The following is an 18,572-nucleotide window of genomic DNA, read 5'->3' on the forward strand; positions in this document are numbered from 1 at the left end:
TCACCTGCCTTTCGTGGGAATAACAACAGAGTAACGGAATAACGGCTTCCATTCATAGGTCATCGTATCATGATTTAGCCGTTGTTTAAGTTCCTTCCAATCCCTCCCTGTAAAACCTTTGGCTACGGAAAGAGGCCCATCATGACGAATATAACGATTGCGCGAGATCATCCGTGTAGTAATCCAGACCGCCTTATAGGATACGGGGTGGCGGTGAATATCATTAATGACGACACCGTATCTGGATGCTCGCAGCATATGAGAAACCATATCAACCAGCTGATCTCCGTCAAAATGATGCACGAACTGGGAACCTGTCACAATATCTGCTGAAGCATCCGGCAGTTGTGTAAGATCGGCACGTTGTACCCGGACTCGGGGTTCGTCACGGAATAGTTGTCTCGCTTCCTCACACGCCTCTTCCGTCAGATCAACCAGCGTAATTTCCAACTGAACACCCTGACGATCTGCCCATTGCAGTAGTTTCTGGTTCACATCTCCTGAACCTGCCCCCACATCCAGTAGAGTCAGCTTATCCGGCCTGCCGACAGAGTTCCACAACTTCTCTACACCAGCCAGAGTTGGGCCAGGTGCTGCAAATATTTTGTTAAGACGTCTCAGATGTCTAAGCGCTTCACGCAGCTCCTCCCCTCCCAGAGAGAAATCATCCATCAGTTCATCTTCCTTGGCTCGAATGGACAATGTTCTAAAAAAGGACATGATCGTGCTCCTCCATCACTGAAGATAATGAGGGTACATAAGTGAATTTCATCAACTCTGCGGTGAGTCCCGGTCCAAATGCCATGGCTACACCATCTGTAGAGGATTGAACCTGTGCCTTCATGTCCTCACGCATCGCGTTCAGTACAAACAGAATGGTATTGGAAGATAAGTTACCATACGTTCTGAGGACATCCCTGCTATACTTTGTTTGCTCGTCTCGCAGTTTCATTACATTCTGTACAGAGTCCACAATCCCACGTCCTCCCGGATGAATGGCCCACAGTTCAGGAAGCTGTTCACTTTGCAATAAGAGACGCAGTTCCTCTTCCAGGTGAACACCTAACAGCTTTGGAATACGAGGGGATAGATACAGGTCATACCCCAGATTCCCTACCTCCCAGGTCATATCTTCAGTCGAATCCGGAAGAAGCACAGAATAACCCGTGCCCAGACTCAGAACATTCTTGTGCTGAGGTTCTGGTGTACCCACTACACAGGAAGAAGCAGCGTCTCCGAAGAATGAAGCTGCAAACAGCGCTTCCCGATCTTGTACGGGCTGAAAATGAATGGTGCACAACTCTACACAGACCACAAGGACCTGTGATCCGGGAGCTCCCTGCACAACATCTCGTGCCATCTGAATGGCTTTCAACCCTGCCGCACACCCCTGAAAGATCAGCGGCAGTCGATTAACTCGGGCAGACAAACCCAAATGACGGATGAGCATAACATCAAGACCCGGCAGATATTGACCGGTGCAGCTGACCGTGATGATATGCGTGATACTCTTTGGAGATACGCCTGAATCCTCCAGGGCTTTCTCTGCCGCCTCAATCCCGAGTGGAAGCGCCTCTCGCTTGTATGTATTCATTCGTTCTTCGGTTGTCGGGATGTCTGATCGCTCACCAGAGGGCAGATAACGGCATTCTTCCAGTGAACCCAGATAGCTCGGTTCCACGGTATATCGTGTTTCAACACCACAGGACTTGAATATTCGTCTGGCAAAACGGGCCAAATCTGGCCGATCCTGAAGAGAAGAAGCGATTAGTTCTGCAATATCTGACTGCGCTACGGGGTGAGCAGGTAGAGCCGTTCCCATGCCAAGAATCGCGATATCGGATGGACTGTTATATTGGTTCATAATAAACCTCCTGGTATTGGTCATTATTTCCTCTAATTTAACAACTCTTACCCTTAACGATATCGTTATAATCTCAATAAGGCTCCTAATCCAGTTTATTAACACATCCTCAAGCTCAGAAGCTTGGTTTCATCAAGCCATTGAAGCAGTCACACCAATGAATGAAAAAAGCCGCCATTAGGCGACTTCAAGGTATCTTTTTAAATAACTTTCTCAAATAATTTCTAACCACTTCTCAACGTCGTTCTGATGTACGTTATTTGGAAAATGCTTCTCTGATCTTGTCACTCATCCGGTACCAGGCATCCTCAGCCATCTGGAGATCGCCAAAATGCGTAAATCCGTGAGCGGCTCCCTCGTACTCCTTAAGAGTCACCTTAACACCGCTTGCTTCCAGCCTTGCTGCATATGTTCTTGCTTCTTGGGCCAGTGAATCTTTCTCCGCGGTAATAATCAATGCTTCTGGAAGACCCTCTACTGATGTTGCAAGCACAGGTGAAGCCAACGGGTCTTGCGCATCTTCTGGCGTTTCAAGGTACATGGCATTAAACGTTCTGGCGATCTCGGCTGGAATGGCTTCTTCAAAACTCGGTTTCTCGGCCGGATCTGTAGCCACATCCAATACGGCATAATCCATAACTTGCAGAACAAGCGGCAGCTCGCCACCACGTTGCTGATTCAGTAAACACACTGCTGCAGCAAGATTACCACCAGCACTATGCCCCCCAATAGCGAATAGAGACGGGTTAACCGATAAGGATTGCGGATTGGCGTGGACCCACTGTACAACGTCGTAACATTCATGGACCGCCGTTGGGAACTTGTGCTCTGGTGCAAGACTGTAATCGATATTAACGACCACACAATCAGATCGATCAGCGATCAGACGACACCATGGATCATCCATCTCTGCTTGTCCCAAGATGAAACCACCCCCATGCATATTAAAGAAGACTGGCAGAGGAGCGGAATGGTCCCTATCCGGTGTATACACAAGTACACGTGTATCACCTTTCGTCGTAGGAATCATGACTTCTTTTACTGTGACAGCATACGTGGAACTGGGTTGAAGAGCTGCACCTGTACCGACGACATTTTGACGCATACGTTGTACCATTTCCAGTTGTTGTTGTTGATCCATAGATATCACTCCTTTAGTGGATTGCCAATACGCCTACTTCCGTTGTCACTTAAGTATAGATGACATTCGTCTATTCCGTCATGTGCAATTCATTCGATATGTATTGATCAACATGCTCAAACGTGGACCAAAATTACCTTCCCCTGCTCTTAATGCTTCAATGTTAACATTCAGTGCCAGGAGATCGGTTTGGGTCCGTGCTTGTTTCCTGTTTTTTCTGGAACATCATCCAGACCCCCATCAAACAAAATAAAATGCTGCACCCCATGCCAAACAAGCTACTGGTTTTTAATGCAAGAGGTGAGCCTTGCATGGTAAGTAATGTCGCTTGGGTCACCACTATGGATACCATCGCATCGGTGAAGTTAATCATTTTTAATGTAGATATGATCGGGTTATGGAGATGACGGTTCGCCCAGGTACCATACACGGCAAAAACCAGCTTGGTAAAAGCCACTGTAGATACGATATACACGATGTTACCCTCATATATGAAGGCATCGCCGATTAGATACATTCGCAGGCAGACCAGTGAATAGGACATGCCCAGAAAACACAGGAAAAGACCACCGCGCTTATAGACCGTAAGCTCTAATGTATATCTTTCCTTTGGAGACTTCATCCTTTTGGCAACTTTATATTTTTGAAGCACCTGTCCTTTGGCTACACACAGAATCAGATAATATACCGCATTTGTAATGAACCATCCGGAAAGCAGATATATTCCCAGGATTAACTTGCCTATTCCGATCAAAGCATTGATAACAAGGGATACAACGTTGATCATGGCTGTTCGATCTTGTTTATTTCCAAGGTAACGGTCCCACACGGACTTCATGTATGTCTTCATTTCCATATGATATTCAATCTACTTGGCCAGCAGACCAGTGGCTTTTTTACATACCTCATAATATATATTTCTTCTTTCTTACCTTATTAGCGAAGCTCGGCACGTCCTTTATACGATACATAAATGTGTGTTAAATCAAATAGAAATGTCTCACGATTCGGCCAGAGATTCCCGAATCCTTTTCGGAAGGGATTGGACAACCATATCATACGAGTGATCGATCATGACATAGACATCCTCATCGGACAATGAACCATCCAGCGTAATGGTATTCCAGTGTTTTTTGTTCATATGATATCCCGGTTGAACTGCTTCATGCTGCTCTCTCAGGTTCTCTGCAATAATGGGATCACATTTTAAGTTTAAGAGACCGTGCTTTTCTTTGTTTTCAAAAATAAGCGCGAACATCTTACCCGCAACCTTAATCGCGACTGGATCAGGCCCAAATGGATAATCCTTGGTCGCACCTTTCTTGTTCAAACTGTATTCAATCATCGTTTCCTTCAAGTCAGTACCTCCCTTTCACCAGTGGACGATATAATGATACCGAATGTAAGTTCGTATGTAAATAAGCTTGTTGCACATAAAAGCACATAATAAAACCTCCTCCATATAAATGGAGAAGGTTTTATCTGGATTCATTTAGATCTTAATTGGCTCTATCATTCCTAGTTTTGCTGCTGCGGCTGAAGGAGCCATGGTTTGATTTACTGCTACTGCTGTTTGATCTACTGCTATTCGGTCTACCGTCGTTTGAACGACTACTGTTTGATTTACCACTCTTGGCAAACCATTCGGATTTGGGCTTGCGCGCCGGGTTAGCTTTGGACTTCGCCGGTTTGCCTGCAGCCGATTTGTTGAACGAAGGTTTACTGCCTGCTGCTTTGCTGGTTTTATCAAACACAGGTACACCTGTCATTGGATACGGATGACCTTTCACTTCAGGAATCGTCTTTTTGATTACTTTCTCGATATCCTTCAGGAATGGAAGTTCATCCTTCTCACAGAACGAAATTGCCATCCCGCTTTTGCCAGCTCGACCTGTACGGCCAATACGGTGAACATACGTTTCCGGGATGTTAGGCAGGTTAAAGTTAATGACATGTGACAGTTCCTCCACGTCAATTCCTCTTGCCGCGATATCCGTCGCAACTAATACACGTGTTGCACCACTCTTGAAGTTGTTCAGTGCCCGTTGTCTCTCGTTCTGAGACTTGTTGCCATGAATAGCCTGTGCCGTAACGTTCACTTTGGCCAAATCACGTGTAACCCGGTCAGCGCCGCGCTTCGTGCGTGTGAACACCAATGCCGTGACGATGGATTTATCCTCCAAAATTTGGTTCAACATATGTTGCTTCTTGCCGTTCTCCAGCAAATATATAGACTGCTCAATGCGGTCTACTGTTGAAGATACCGGTGTGATTTCTACTTTGACTGGATCAACCAGCAGGGTTTTAACCATTTTGGTGATTTCAGGAGGCATTGTAGCTGAGAAGAACAGCGTCTGCTTTTTGTTCGGCATTTTGGTAATAATTCTTTTCACATCATGAATGAAGCCCATGTCCAACATCCGGTCTGCTTCATCCAGAACAAGAATCTCAACCATCTTCAGATCAATACGTTTCTGATTAATCAGATCGTTCAATCTACCAGGTGTTGCGATAATAATATCTGCACCTTGATTCAACGCACGCTCTTGTACTTTTTGCGAAACGCCGCCAACAATTGCCGTACAACGAATGTCCGTATATCGGCTATATACCTTGATGTTATCCGCGATCTGAATAGCCAGTTCTCGTGTTGGTGTCAAAATTAATGAGCGAATATGTCGTGTGGACTTGGGTCCTTTGGATCTTTCGCTTAATAATTGAATGATCGGCACCGAGAATGCTGCTGTCTTGCCTGTTCCTGTCTGTGCACATCCCAGCAGATCTCTGCCAGCTAATACAGCTGGTATGGCCTGTTCCTGTATAGGGGTAGGATTAGTATAATTTGCTTTGCTTAACCCTTCCATAATAGAGGGGATAATATTTAAGTCCTTAAATGTCATGTTGTCTCCTTCATTTACGCACATCTATCAATAAGACGCATCTTTTATTTCACACGTAACGTATAAGGATACCATTAAAAACGTAATCTGTACATTATCTTTTTAATATCACTTTGTTTAACTGACCAATTTAAGACCGACTGCTGATCCAAGCACCATAGCGATAAACAGAATTCTTAGGGCATTTCGAGGTTCTCCGTAAAACACCATGCCCAGAATAGCACCACCGGAGGCCCCGATTCCCGTCCATACGGCATACGCTGTCCCCATCGGAAGAGTTTCCATTGCAATGGACAGGAACAGGAAGCTTAAACCAAACCCGGCTACCAATAGAACCAGTGAAATGAGATTACGGTCTTTGTGTAACTTGTTTATCATCAGCACTCCGATCATCTCAAATACCCCTGCCAAGATAAGAAATACCCAGTTCATTATAGCTGCACCTCCTTATTCTTCTCTTTGCTCAGCATTTTAAGCCCGATCACGCCGAGTAAAAGTACACCAATGAGTACCATTTTTCCGGTTTGGATAGGTGCATTAAACAGAAAAATCTCTGCAAGCACTGTACCTGCGGTACCCAGGCCAACAAATACTGCATACACGGTTCCCACAGGCAGTGTCCGCGAAGCTGCAATCATCAAGGAGAAGCTAATGATAATTGCAACCAACGTAAACCCCCATTCCAACAGACCACTGGCATGTTTCAAACCAATGACCCAACCCACTTCAAACAAAGCAGCAATCACAACCGACATCCACGTTTTATTCATTCCTGTAACACTCCTTCTCTACTACATTTTTTGTACAGCCTGTATGGGTACATTAGCGTAAAAACAAAAAAAGCCCGGGAAACAAACTGCATGTAGCAGTTCATCTCCCAGGCTTTTATCCCTCCGTGGCACAACCAACAGGTTGTGGGTTTTCTCTCGGACCAGACCGACATACATCGCGGAACCCTAGAAAACCTGTTTTTATTCTAATGTGTCTCCAATTATACACACTTCCACTATCTTGGCAACCCTGATATTATGATCATGTTATTTATTTGATAATCAAACCCATTAATCCTACAAATGTGGCGGCTTGATGTGGTGAAATCACACAACCGTTGAGATCTTCCATGGTCAGCACCAAGGAGTCAAATTCGCAATCGCTAAGATCCAAATCCTTCATTTTGGTCCCCGTTAAGGAAGCTTGGTCGATGTTACATTGACTGAACTCCATTTTTTGCAGTGCCAGATAGGCAAAGTCCGCACCAATCAAGGTACATTCCGAGAAAGAGACCTGTTTCAGATGGGCAAAACGGAAATTGCTATAGTCGCCTAGACCATGAAGGAAATTGACATTTTGCAATCGGCTATTGGAAAAATCAGTTCCGACAAACTTGCAGTTATGCCATTCGATCCGGTGCATGAAGGCACCAGAGAGATTGACATTGGAGAAGTCGCAGTGTTCAAACCGGACATCGGTGAATTCAAATTGTTCCAAGGCAGACTCCGAGATTGTCACATGTCTAAATACAACATTTTCAAAGGAAACCTTACTCGCTTCCTGTTGATCCAATGTAATGTTCTCGATCAGTTTGTGTTTGTACTCCACTTTGGATTCCAGGAATGCAATCGTTTCCGGTTCGAGCAACTGCTCCTGAATCTTGGGTTTGTCCATTTTCATCCCGTATTCCCCTATTCTTTAATAGCTACAACTCGCAGTCGGCTTCTGTCCAGATACCACTGTCCATCCCGCATCAGTTGTGGCCGCACTCTTTTCTCGACAGCTTCCATAATAACATCCTGTTCCGCAGGTGTGATACCACTGAATAAATACTCCGCGAAGCTGGTCAACCACTTTCTGACACCTGGCTTAAACGGGGTAAATTGGTCAACGTGCTGCGCCAGACGAACTCGAAATCCGTGTTGTTCTAGTAGATTAGCATATTCGCCAATGGTCGGGTGATACCATGGATTCCGTCCTTCCCATTTGTATCCACGGGCATTCAGTTCTTCCCTTACCGCTGTTATTAATATAGCCGTGTTGCCACTTCCAGCAAACTCAGCCACGAATCGTCCTCCCGTCTTGAGCGCTAACTGTATGGATTGTACTACAGCTGGAGCATCCTTTATCCAATGCAGAACGGCATGAGAGAAGACCGCATCAAACGTTTCTTCTGTCCGATAATGACAAGCATTTTCGACTTGAATATTCATATCAGGGTATTTCTGTTTAGCTTGCCTAATCGTCTCTTCTGAAAAATCTATACCTATTGGCAGCGCTCCTGCGGCTGCAATTTTGGCTGTCAGATCCCCATTGCCACAACCCACATCAAGAATACGTTCACCTTGGGATGGCTGGAGCAGGGATAAGATAGGTGTTTCCTGTAACGTTGCAAAAGGAGCGGAATGACCACTCCATGATTCGTTCGCTTGACCGGATGAATGTCCGTTATTCATAGAATATAATCTCCTTTTTCAATTAAGGATCTAATGTATCTATAATAACTTTAATATAAGAGAACTGTCAATTCACTCATCAGATAACTATAAAAAAAGCCGCCGAATGGCGACTTTAACATTAAGAATTCGGATCAACTGAGAATGCCTGTTACCGGATGCGGTACATACACTTCTTCGAGGAAACCGATCTCTTCCACAGTCAGCTTCACCGTAAGGGCTGCCATTGCATCCTCCAGATGGTGAATTTTGGTCGCCAGGACAATCTCATCCCGACGCGCAAAGTCCTTCAATGCACGTCCAACAATTTCCTCACTGGTTCCATCCGAATAGATATTGGCCGTATCGAAGAAATTAATACCAGCATCCAACGCCTTCTGGATGAACGGTCGACTCTGCTCTTCATTCAGGGACCATGGAGCCATTCCGCGTTCCGGTACACCGTAACTCATGCAACCTAGACATAATCTGGAGACATCCAGACCGGTACGTCCTAATTTCACATATTCCATATTTCACACTCTCCTTCAATTTGTTCTGTGAATGGATGTTGTCTCGACCTCTTCGGTAACTAGCTCTAACCAGCATGTGAAGTATATCTCTCGATGTACGGAATTTTCTTCGAACTTGATCTGTGATTCGAGCCTGTCAATCAATATTTGCCTCACATGGTTTGATAACCACTTCATCACCTTACTCACCCAACTTTTCGAATAAACTTTAATCGCTTGGCTCTGTTAACATACTCTTAGTATGCCGAGTCATGGGCTGCAAGCGGTATATCAATCGTCTTAATTGATTGCCTGATCCTCTCAGGCCCCCTTTTGGTTCTGTACGGTAAGCTTTATAATTTAAGTAGGTTAAATCCGTGAGGAGGATACGTATGACCGAAGAATTATTTCTACCAAAACAGGAATTGAGTGACCTGATCGAACGCCATTCCAATCATAACGGTGCAATGGAAACGGCGGTTCCTTCCTTGTTTGTCTATCACCATTCCAAGATTAGTGAACCCGCATACAGAGTGTATAAACCTTCATTTTGTGTGATTGTTCAAGGGTTGAAAGAAGTATTGCTCGCACAGGAGCGTTATGAATATGGACCTTCCAATTACCTGATTGCTTCCATGAATCTCCCGGTCATCGGGCAGATTATCAAGGCATCCGCTGATGCACCCTACTTAAGTCTCAAGCTCGAATTCACACCGAACCAAATTCTCGAAGTACTTAACGAATGCAATATCAAGGTAACATTCAACGAAAACGCCAGACGAGCCATGTTTGTAGGTCAGATGGAATCGTCCATTCAGGACGCTGTACTCCGACTTGTTCGTTTGCTGGATACGCCGGAAGAGATTCCGTTTCTGGCTCCGTTGTACGTTAAAGAAATCCTGTTCCGCCTCCTTCAAGTGCCTTACGGAGGAGAACTGGCGCAGATTGCGGTTGAAGGTAGCAGCACTTATCGGATCAGAGAAGCGATTGAGTACATCGTTCATCATTGGGAACAGCCATTTCGCATTGAAGATCTGGCTGAGACCGCCAGTATGAGCGTCTCTTCATTCCATCGTCACTTCAAAGAGATTACAGCTATGAGCCCATTACAATTCCAGAAACAATTAAGATTACAGGAAGCCCGGCGACTTCTGATGGCCGAATCTGCAGATGCGGCAGATGTAGCGTTCCGGGTTGGTTACGAGAGTGCTTCCCAATTTAGCCGCGAATATGCACGCATGTTCGGTGCGCCGCCAAGAGCCGATATCCGACGGCTGAAAGAGAAATACGACATGGCCTTGAGTGAGTAACCGAGTATGCACCTCTCTATCTCACAACTATCACACAAAAGGCAAACCAAAAAAGGACAACCACAATGAGTTGTCCTTTTTTCAGTATCAGAATTCTGCGTAATTGCTTTTGGATTTATTCAAAATACTCGTATGTATGAGTAGGAAATCGGGCTGTTCTCCTTCATTTTTGAACAAGATCAGACCAATGCTTCGACCCGTTCTGGCACGTGGGTCTCTTCGTGCAATAATTGAGCAATGTCACGAGTCAGTGCATCCACATTCTCCTGACGAGTTGCCCAGCTGGTGCAGAACCGCACCGCACTGTGTGTATCGTCAACTTTTTCCCAGAAGGAGAAGGTATAACCGCTGCGTAATTTCTCAAGCAAACGATCAGGCAGAATCGGAAACTGCTGGTTGGTTGGTGAGTCGTACAGGAAACGTACCCCGTGCTGTTCAAGTGAGTCGTGAATTCTCAAGGCCATATCTACCGCATGACGGGAAATATCGAGGTACAGACCATCTTCGAACAACGTTTCGAATTGGATACCCAGCAATCTGCCTTTGGCAAGCAGGCCACCTTTTTGTTTGATCATATAACGAAAATCCGGTTTCAGCGCATCATTCAGGATAACAACCGCCTCTCCCATCAATGCGCCAATCTTGGTTCCCCCGATGTAAAACACATCACACAAGCGCGCAAGGTCAGCAAGTGTCATATCGCAATCACGTGAAGCGAGTGCATATCCAAGACGTGCTCCATCCACGAAAAACGGAAGACCACATGCTCTGCTCACTTTATGCAATGCTTGCAATTCTGCCTTGCTGTACATCGTTCCGTTCTCGGTTGGCTGAGATATGTAGACCATGCCTGGCTGCACACAATGTTCCGGAGACGACTCATTCATGTGCGCATCATAGACTGCTCTAACCTGCTCAGGTGTGATCTTTCCGTCCTCGCTTGGAACCGTGAGTACCTTATGTCCCGTAGCTTCAATAGCTCCAGTTTCATGAACCGCAATGTGTCCCGAGGTCGCTGCAATCACACCTTGATATGGACGCAAAATGGACGCAATCACTGTTGTATTCGTCTGTGTACCGCCAACCAGGAAATGAACATCAGCTTGCTCATTGTCACAGGCCTGACGAATAAGCATTCTTGCCCGTTCGCAATGCTCATCCGTGCCATACCCGCTCGTCTGTTCCATATTGGTTTCCATCAGTTTTTGTAAAATTCGTTCATGCGCACCTTCGTTATAATCACATTCAAATCGTATCATCGTGTTGTCTCTCCTGCCTTCTTGTTCAACTTCTCTTGTATGTTCATCATGGAGATGTATACCTCTTGAATCTCTTCTTCATTCAATTCTTGCATCAGCTTCAGGATCTGTTGATCGGATCGATCATTCAATTGGGCATACAGTTCCTCACCCTTGGCTGTCAGACGAATCAGACTGACCCGGCTGTCGGCAGCAGAATCCACTTTCACCAGCAGTCCTTCCTTGGACAGCTTGTTCACAATTCGGCTCATGTAACTGCGATCAATGGTCAGAGTATCTACCAGATTGTTCGCAATGCTCTCTCCCCGAATCCCAATCTCAATAATGACCCGTACTTCAGCAAAGGAATACCCTGTTCCGAGAATATGCTTGTCGAGTACACCAAGTATGTTGGTATAAAAACGGTTAAAACGTCGCATGTCAGCCAGTATATCTGGATTTATGTACTGAGAGTCGATGTCAAACCCTCCTTTTTAGTGGACATTGTCAACATTATAATAATCACGTTAGTGGACGTTGTCAACATTATCTTTTCCTTAACATTGTATAACCTCTTTTTTTGACACCATGCAAAAAGCCGCGCAGATGCGCGGCAAGGTTGTTCTGTCATCGGAGTGACGAGTGTAATTATTTTTTGTTCAATTTATATGGATTAAGAGTGACTATATTGCACCTGATGAAGACGGCTGTATATCCCTCCAGCGGCGACCAATTCCTCATGGTTGCCCTGCTCAGCGATACCATCTGTGTTTACTACGATGATTCGATCTGCATTCTTGATAGTTGTCAGTCTGTGTGCAATCACAAGTGTTGTTCTGCCCACCGACAATTCAGCGAGTGATTGCTGGATCAGTGCTTCCGTTTCCGTATCCAGCGCAGAGGTTGCCTCATCCAGAATAAGAATGGGCGGGTTTTTCAAAAACATACGTGCGATGGACAAACGCTGTTTTTGTCCTCCCGAGAGTTTAACACCACGTTCACCAATAATGGTATCCATGCCATCAGGCAACGTGAGGATCAGTTCCTCCAATGAGGCACGACGGGCGGCATCCCAGATTTGTTCATCCGTTGCACTGAGATCACCATAAGCAATATTCTCCTTAATGGTACCCGAGAACAAAAATACATCCTGTTGAACGATTCCGATATGCTTACGCAACGATTGAAGCTTAACGTTACGAATGTCGACGCCATCCACAGTGATACGTCCCTCTTCTACCTCATAGAATCGGGGCAACAGGCTGCAGATCGTCGTCTTGCCTGCACCCGAAGGACCAACAAAAGCAACGGTTTCCCCTGGTCGAACAGACAGACTGATATCACTCAGAATACGCCGACTGGATTCATATCCGAACGAGACGTTCTCGAAGCGAATATCACCCTTAACACTTTCGAACTCAACGGCGTTTTTGCTATCCGCAATTTCAGGTTCTGTATTAATGATCTCCAGATAACGCTTGAAACCAGCAATGCCCTTTGGATAACTTTCAATGACGGCATTGATTTTCTCGATCGGGCGGAAGAAGATATTGGACAGAAGCAGGAAGGCCATAAAGTCACCCATATTGATTCTGCCATCGATATAAAACCAAGCCCCGCTTATCATGACAAACACCGTAACCAGTCGCATCATCATATAACTGACCGAGATACTTTTCGCCATCGTTTTGTAGGCAAGCAGTTTGGTTTTACGGAAATTCTGATTGTCCACCGCAAAAAGTTCTTTCTCATGCTCTTCGTTGGCGAACGATTGCACAACACGCATGCCACCAACGTTATCTTCAATGCGTGCATTGAAATTGCCGACGTCTCCGAAAAGTCGCCGATAGGTCTTTGTCATCCGTCCACCAAATACAATAATGACCCAAGCCATAATTGGGATAATGATAAAGGTAAGCAGCGCAAGCTCCAGATTAATGTTAGCCATCAGCCAGAACGATCCGATTAATGTCATGATTGCGATGAATACATCTTCAGGTCCATGGTGAGCAACCTCGCCGATATCATTCAGATCATTCGTAAGATGACCAATTAAGTGGCCTGTTTTACGATTATCAAAGAAACGGAAGGACAGCTTCTGCAAGTGAGCGAACATCTTCTCACGCATGTTGGTCTCAATATTAATGCCAAGCATATGTCCCCAGTATGTAACGACATAGTTCAATACGGTATTAAGTGCATAGATGGATAACAGCACAACGCAGGCAAGCAAAATAAGAGGCCAATCCTGACCTGGCAACAACTCATTAATGAATTTGCTGACGGCAAGGGGGAAAGCCAACTCCAAAAGACCTGCGAGTACAGCGCATCCAAAATCAATCAAAAACAGTTTTTTATAGGGGCGATAATACGAAAAAAAACGACGAATCATACTTATTCACTCTCACTCTCCAGATCCTTATTGGGACTTACACCTTCATTTTGCAGCTCGAAAAGATGGATATACTCGTCGATGACCTGATCAATAGCTTTTAACTCCCCACTGATCATCGGGCGAATATGTTCGTACTCCTCCTGTCCAAGTTGTCGGACAAGCGTTGTTCTTCGATTCTGCATTTGTTCCAGAAATACAAGAATCCGGCCGCGGCGGAATGTTTGCGCACCATGGCCCCGTCTTCCCTGATGTTCTCCATGCCCTCTGCCACGTCTGGAACGCTCTCCACGTTGCTCGCTGTCACTCATATCACGTTTCGGACGCTCACCTTGACGTACACTTCCATTGATTTCATTCAGATCACGATCTCTCATTTTTGCCACCCCCATTACGTGTATACATATGTATACAACGCATTCATGTATACGAATGTATGCGAAATCCCAAAAGATGTCAACCTTTATATTCACTTGAAACAACGTAAACTTTACGCCATACATCAATCCAACGGAAAAAGAAGTGATCTCTTTGGATCGGGCACTTTTCCATGAACACTTCTATTAATTGACACCAAAAAGAGGTAGAATTATAATGGTCACAGCAACTATAATCATGACGGTTATTTAGGAGGAAAACCTTGGAATTAGAAAAATATATCGGTGTTAATGTACAGCGCGCGGCACTTAAACTGAATAATTACTATCAAAAGGTAGTCAATCCGTTTGACATCACAGTGGATCAGTGGGAAATACTAATCGTACTATGGGAAAAAGAAGGCATTACTCAAAAAGAACTTGCCGAGAGACTTCATAAGGACCAAACGAATGTTGCACGGATGCTGTTTAAGCTCGAAAAGAAAGAATTTATTTATCGTGTGATTCATGAAACGGATAGAAGATCTTTACGTGTTTATTTAACTCCTAAAGGACGAGATATGAAAGATGAAATTCTTGCTCCTTCCATGGATGCATATAATAAAACGATCCAGGGGTTATCCAAGGAGGAGGTTGAGATGTTTAGAAGGATTCTTACTGTAATGTATAACAACGTAAAAGATCTATAGTCCAAAGAGGAGTCCTCTCCACTTTAAAGGGGGGATAACTTTTTTTGTCATATACTTGCTGCAGCAACTATGGTCGAGACTATTAAAATTTATTCTAAAGGAGATTTTAAAGATGGAAATAACAGCAAAAGAAACAGGTGTTTTCGACGCCAAGTACAGAGCATTGACCATTGGGATCATTCTTGCTGTCACTACCGTCGCGTTTGAAGGTTTAGCAGTTGTTACGATTGCTCCAAGCCTGGCTCAAAAATTAAATGGGCTCCATTTGTACGGTTGGATATTCAGCTCTTTTCTTTTGGCACAAATCCTTGGAACAATGATCATTGGAGCGCGGATCAACAAAAACGGCGTATTTGCATCGTTTGGCATATCGATACTTTTTTTTGTGATCGGCATCGTAATTGCGGCTACTTCGGTGAACATGATTACTCTAATTATAGGGAGAGTATTTCAAGGGTTTGGTGGAGGCGGTATCATTACGTGTGTATATTACAGCATTACTTTAGGTTATCCTGATAAGCTGAGAACGAAAATACTTGCTTTGTTTTCCGGCGCATACATTCTACCTGCACTAATAGGCCCTTATATTGCTGGGCTTATAGCGGAGCATATCTCCTGGAGAGTTGTTTTTTGGCTCGTGCTTCCCTTCATTGGTTTGGCTGTCATGCTGACGCTTCCCGCTTTCCGCAAATTTACAGTTAGAGTGAATAAACCTTCCGAGAATAACCAAAAAGAAGGTTTTGCAGTATTACTGACTATCGGAACGGGAATGTTGCTGGCTGGGCTAGGCTATATAACCGATTGGAAAGGAATTGTGCTTTCCGTAGCAGGATTGCTTATCATGATTCAGCCTTTGCGAAAGCTGCTGCCCGAGGGCACCTTAAGTGCCAGAAGAGGTTTACCGGCCACAATTGCTTCAAGAGGATTCTTTGTTGCTAGTTATAATGCGACCGAGAGTTATGTTGTCCTCGCTTTGACAGATGTGAAAAAGCTTCCTGCGGATATGGCGGGATTAATTGTAGCCGCTGGTGCATTAAGCTGGTCAGCGGCTGCCTGGCTTCAGTCCAGGTTTGATGCTAAAGATCATGGGATGGGCCGAAAAAAACGGGTAACCATTGGTATTGGATTTATGATCATTGGTGTTGCTGCGGTCATTCTCGCTGTTGGCCTCCCCGAAGGAGGGATCGTATTTGCAGTGATTTCACAGCTTTTCACTGGATTCGGCATCGGTTTGGCACATCCTACGACTGGAGCGATTGCACTACAGAATACAAAAACAGGTGAAGAAGGTGAGATCTCCGCCAGCCTTCAGTTTACAGATGCATTTAGCCCAGGGGTAAGCATCGGCGTCGGAGGAGCCCTTATTGCCGTTAGTCAGTCACTAAATTTGGGGTTGTTGACGGGGATTATATTGGCTCTATCTCTTCAATTAATTCTCGTTCTCTTGAGCTTTACGATTTCCTTTCGCATCAAGCAGGCAAAAGCCTCGGCGGAGAACTGATACCGTCCTGAATTCGGAAAATTAAATATTCCCTACATTGACATACCAAAACCTTCCCCACGTCATGGAGAAGGCTTTGGTATGTTTTTTAAATACATTCATTTTACTTTTTCAATGAAATTTCGAAAGTGGAATCCACGTCACCTGCAAATACAATGCGGCCGTTTTCTGGTAAAACAACCTCATTCTGACCGCTGACTACGGTGTGATTAATACAAATACCCTTTTGATCATATACGGCAAAGGCGCCAGTTGCAGGCATTTTAACCGTCATGACTTTTCCTTTCACCGTTGCTGGTATCGAAAACCATCTGGCATATCCGTCTGCTTGAATTGTTGCTAGAGATTGTTTACCCGAATATAGTGGTTGTACTATTTCCTCACTGGCGTATACGCTACCTACGGCTTCAATGTACTCTACTCCATTCTTTTCGGTGAAATAAATCTCCTTGGTATCACGTCCAGCCATGCCAGGGATTTGCAGCTCTGTGACTGCTTCATTGGCTCCAATAATCTTACTATTGGTCACATACCCTGGGGTCTCTTCATTCATATGGAAAGAGAGGATTGGTGATGAATGCAGATATACTGTTGATGTATACTTCTGATTCACCACGTAGTATCTCTTACCTTCACGCTGTTCCCATGAGGCGGTAATATCCTGAGATAATTCATTGGCTTTCAGCTTCTCCGCCGTATATTCGGAGAACGCCAGCTGACCAAGTCCTGGCAAGGATACATAAGATCGAGACCACAGATACGTCCTTCCATTCTGTTCCGTAACGAATTTCAGCTTTTCTGTGCCTTTATCGTTAACAAACGTACCATCCGCTGTATATGTGTATACTTGAGCCGGGTTATTTGGAGCTGTTAGCGCCGATACATTCATTTTTCCAGCATTAATTTCGATCTTCTTAACCGAATTATTAGAACCGTATATACCCGCATACGTGGATATTTCTTCAGGTATAACAGCCTTCACTGGCACGCCAAATGATTTTTCCGGCTTTCGTTCCGTAATAATACCCTTTTCCTCAAGTGCGCTTAGTAATAATTCACTTGCAATGAACTGATCTCTGGCACTCGTTCCCCCTGATGAGGTAACGGCTGCAGCCAGATTGTATTCCGGCAGTACGATTAATGAGGAGTGATACGATATCGTATCTCCACCTTTCGTCAAGGCCTTGATGCCATATTCACTGAATGGGAACAAGTTCACACTATCCCACCCTAAACCGTAAGAGATAGACGTGTCGCTATCCTCCGGCCACATACCTCTTTTGTATTCTTCTTGCGCCATGGCTTCTACCGACTTACTGGATAGAATGCCATCGACTTCTCCCGTGAAGATTTGTGAAAATTTCACTAGATCTTCAGCGGTCGAATAAATGCCTCCAGTAGCGATGATATTATAATTCTCTTGTGGAAGCTGTCCCTCATACACAGGAGAATAGATTCCCGCCATTGCTGCCGGGTCAACGACATCCTGTGGTGTTTTGGTATGTTTCATGTCCAAAGGTTCCGTAAAATAGTGGTGTATGAAAGCCGTAAAAGTCATGCCGCTAACACGTTCAACCATAATCTCGGCCAACGTAAAACCGTCGTTACTATACACCGAGTATGCTCCAGGATCTGCCTTCAGGTTTTGATTCGCCAATTGCTCCAGAAACGTATCGTGTGAATACGTGTCATTATCCCCGTACAATGTGGCATTGCTGCCAGTACTGCCCAGCAGACCGGAAGAATGATTCAACAGCATGCGTGGTGTGATTTGTTTGTAGCGATGATCTTTCATCTGAAAATCCGGTATATAGTTCACAACAGGCAGATCCAAATCAATCTTGCCTTCGTCAACTAACTTCATAACAGAAGCTGTGAGGAACATTTTACTCGTTGAACCTATGCCATAAATCGTATTTGAAGTAAGCGGTACTTTACCCTCTAAATCGTTCTTGCCTGTCTGACCAGACACTACGATCTCTCCGCCATCCATTAATGCATATTGCACACTGTTCGTACCGTACGTCTCCGTGAGCAACTTGGCTTTCTCCGCCACTATTTTCTCTGTTGGTTCATACTTCAGGTCGCTGCTGTTACCGGCAGTTGGTGCGGCCATGACTGACATTGGAGCCAACATCGTTAACACCAGAGTTAAGGCGGTGATTGAAGTTCGTTTTCCCTTTTGTCGTCCCATTCACATCATCTCCTGAATTTATTATGTT

Annotated in this window: 18 protein-coding genes, 1 pseudogene and 1 riboswitch; of the genes and pseudogenes, 3 read left to right on the forward strand and 16 right to left on the reverse strand. The window is 44.8% G+C overall.

All coding sequences use genetic code 11. The features are described from left to right. The 11 genes and pseudogenes from MKY87_RS30145 to MKY87_RS30195 all read right to left on the reverse strand — a co-directional run. Entirely contained in the window at positions 1-720 is a 720-nt protein-coding gene (locus tag MKY87_RS30145) for a methyltransferase domain-containing protein (RefSeq protein ID WP_047842870.1), read from the reverse strand. Next, positions 707-1,864, reverse strand: a complete 1,158-nt coding sequence (locus tag MKY87_RS30150; RefSeq protein ID WP_091030798.1) for a type III polyketide synthase — start codon at positions 1,862-1,864, stop codon at positions 707-709. Before MKY87_RS30150 ends, MKY87_RS30145 begins: the two co-directional genes overlap by 14 nt. 256 nt (positions 1,865-2,120) lie before the next feature. Further along, a complete protein-coding gene (locus MKY87_RS30155) occupies positions 2,121-3,005 on the reverse strand; it encodes an alpha/beta hydrolase (protein WP_340967710.1) in 885 nt (294 codons plus the stop codon). Between the two features lie 163 nt (positions 3,006-3,168). Then, the gene (locus MKY87_RS30160; RefSeq protein ID WP_340967712.1) at positions 3,169-3,843 is read right to left on the reverse strand and encodes a hypothetical protein; all 675 of its coding nucleotides are present in this window, start codon (positions 3,841-3,843) and stop codon (positions 3,169-3,171) included. A gap of 162 nt (positions 3,844-4,005) precedes the next feature. Continuing rightward, positions 4,006-4,362 (reverse strand): MmcQ/YjbR family DNA-binding protein, encoded by a 357-nt coding sequence (locus MKY87_RS30165; RefSeq protein ID WP_340967713.1) that lies wholly within the window; start codon positions 4,360-4,362, stop codon positions 4,006-4,008. Between the two features lie 142 nt (positions 4,363-4,504). Continuing rightward, positions 4,505-5,905, reverse strand: a complete 1,401-nt coding sequence (locus tag MKY87_RS30170) for a DEAD/DEAH box helicase (RefSeq protein WP_340967714.1) — start codon at positions 5,903-5,905, stop codon at positions 4,505-4,507. A 117-nt stretch (positions 5,906-6,022) separates the two neighbouring features. Then, positions 6,023-6,337 (reverse strand): DMT family transporter, encoded by a 315-nt coding sequence (locus tag MKY87_RS30175; protein ID WP_221819443.1) that lies wholly within the window; start codon positions 6,335-6,337, stop codon positions 6,023-6,025. Continuing rightward, the gene (locus tag MKY87_RS30180; protein WP_133384669.1) at positions 6,337-6,675 is read right to left on the reverse strand and encodes a DMT family transporter; all 339 of its coding nucleotides are present in this window, start codon (positions 6,673-6,675) and stop codon (positions 6,337-6,339) included. Before MKY87_RS30180 ends, MKY87_RS30175 begins: the two co-directional genes overlap by 1 nt. 102 nt (positions 6,676-6,777) lie before the next feature. Continuing rightward, positions 6,778-6,876, reverse strand: a riboswitch (guanidine-I (ykkC/yxkD leader). Positions 6,877-6,946: 70 nt separating this feature from the next. Then, positions 6,947-7,576 (reverse strand): pentapeptide repeat-containing protein, encoded by a 630-nt coding sequence (locus MKY87_RS30185; RefSeq protein WP_091030814.1) that lies wholly within the window; start codon positions 7,574-7,576, stop codon positions 6,947-6,949. Between the two features lie 11 nt (positions 7,577-7,587). Continuing rightward, positions 7,588-8,352, reverse strand: a complete 765-nt coding sequence (locus MKY87_RS30190) for a methyltransferase domain-containing protein (RefSeq protein ID WP_340967716.1) — start codon at positions 8,350-8,352, stop codon at positions 7,588-7,590. Positions 8,353-8,591: 239 nt separating this feature from the next. Further along, a pseudogene (locus MKY87_RS30195) lies at positions 8,592-8,864 on the reverse strand (aldo/keto reductase); the annotation flags it as partial. Positions 8,865-9,235: 371 nt separating this feature from the next. On the opposite strand from MKY87_RS30195, the gene MKY87_RS30200 reads away from it, so the two are divergent. Then, positions 9,236-10,153: an AraC family transcriptional regulator gene (locus tag MKY87_RS30200; RefSeq protein ID WP_340967717.1), complete on the forward strand. Its 918-nt coding sequence runs from the start codon at positions 9,236-9,238 to the stop codon at positions 10,151-10,153. Between the two features lie 179 nt (positions 10,154-10,332). Here the strand turns inward: MKY87_RS30200 and MKY87_RS30205 are convergent, their stop codons facing one another. The 4 genes from MKY87_RS30205 to MKY87_RS30220 all read right to left on the reverse strand — a co-directional run bounded on the left by MKY87_RS30205 (position 10,333) and on the right by MKY87_RS30220 (position 14,160). Continuing rightward, positions 10,333-11,412 (reverse strand): threonine aldolase family protein, encoded by a 1,080-nt coding sequence (locus MKY87_RS30205; RefSeq protein WP_340967718.1) that lies wholly within the window; start codon positions 11,410-11,412, stop codon positions 10,333-10,335. Continuing rightward, positions 11,409-11,831 carry a MarR family winged helix-turn-helix transcriptional regulator gene (locus MKY87_RS30210; protein WP_339784020.1) on the reverse strand — a complete coding sequence of 141 codons (423 nt, stop codon included), beginning with the start codon at positions 11,829-11,831 and terminating at the stop codon, positions 11,409-11,411. Before MKY87_RS30210 ends, MKY87_RS30205 begins: the two co-directional genes overlap by 4 nt. A gap of 233 nt (positions 11,832-12,064) precedes the next feature. After that, a complete protein-coding gene (locus MKY87_RS30215) occupies positions 12,065-13,783 on the reverse strand; it encodes an ABC transporter ATP-binding protein (protein ID WP_340967720.1) in 1,719 nt (572 codons plus the stop codon). Positions 13,784-13,785: 2 nt separating this feature from the next. Then, a complete protein-coding gene (locus MKY87_RS30220) occupies positions 13,786-14,160 on the reverse strand; it encodes a hypothetical protein (RefSeq protein ID WP_340967721.1) in 375 nt (124 codons plus the stop codon). A 263-nt stretch (positions 14,161-14,423) separates the two neighbouring features. Between MKY87_RS30220 and MKY87_RS30225 the strand changes: the two genes are divergently transcribed. Together MKY87_RS30225 and MKY87_RS30230 are read left to right on the forward strand one after the other, a co-directional pair. Next, complete coding sequence (locus MKY87_RS30225) at positions 14,424-14,849, forward strand: MarR family winged helix-turn-helix transcriptional regulator (protein WP_074094962.1); 426 nt, start codon at positions 14,424-14,426, stop codon at positions 14,847-14,849. Positions 14,850-14,961: 112 nt separating this feature from the next. Continuing rightward, complete coding sequence (locus MKY87_RS30230; RefSeq protein WP_338594533.1) at positions 14,962-16,350, forward strand: MFS transporter; 1,389 nt, start codon at positions 14,962-14,964, stop codon at positions 16,348-16,350. Positions 16,351-16,453: 103 nt separating this feature from the next. Here MKY87_RS30230 and MKY87_RS30235 read toward each other — a convergent pair whose 3' ends face one another. After that, positions 16,454-18,544, reverse strand: coding sequence for a serine hydrolase domain-containing protein (locus MKY87_RS30235; RefSeq protein ID WP_340967722.1), 2,091 nt, complete (start codon positions 18,542-18,544; stop codon positions 16,454-16,456). Positions 18,545-18,572: the final 28 nt, after the last annotated feature.

Origin of the sequence: Paenibacillus sp. FSL R7-0198 (genome assembly GCF_038000415.1) — a bacterium.
Lineage (GTDB): Bacteria > Bacillota > Bacilli > Paenibacillales > Paenibacillaceae > Paenibacillus.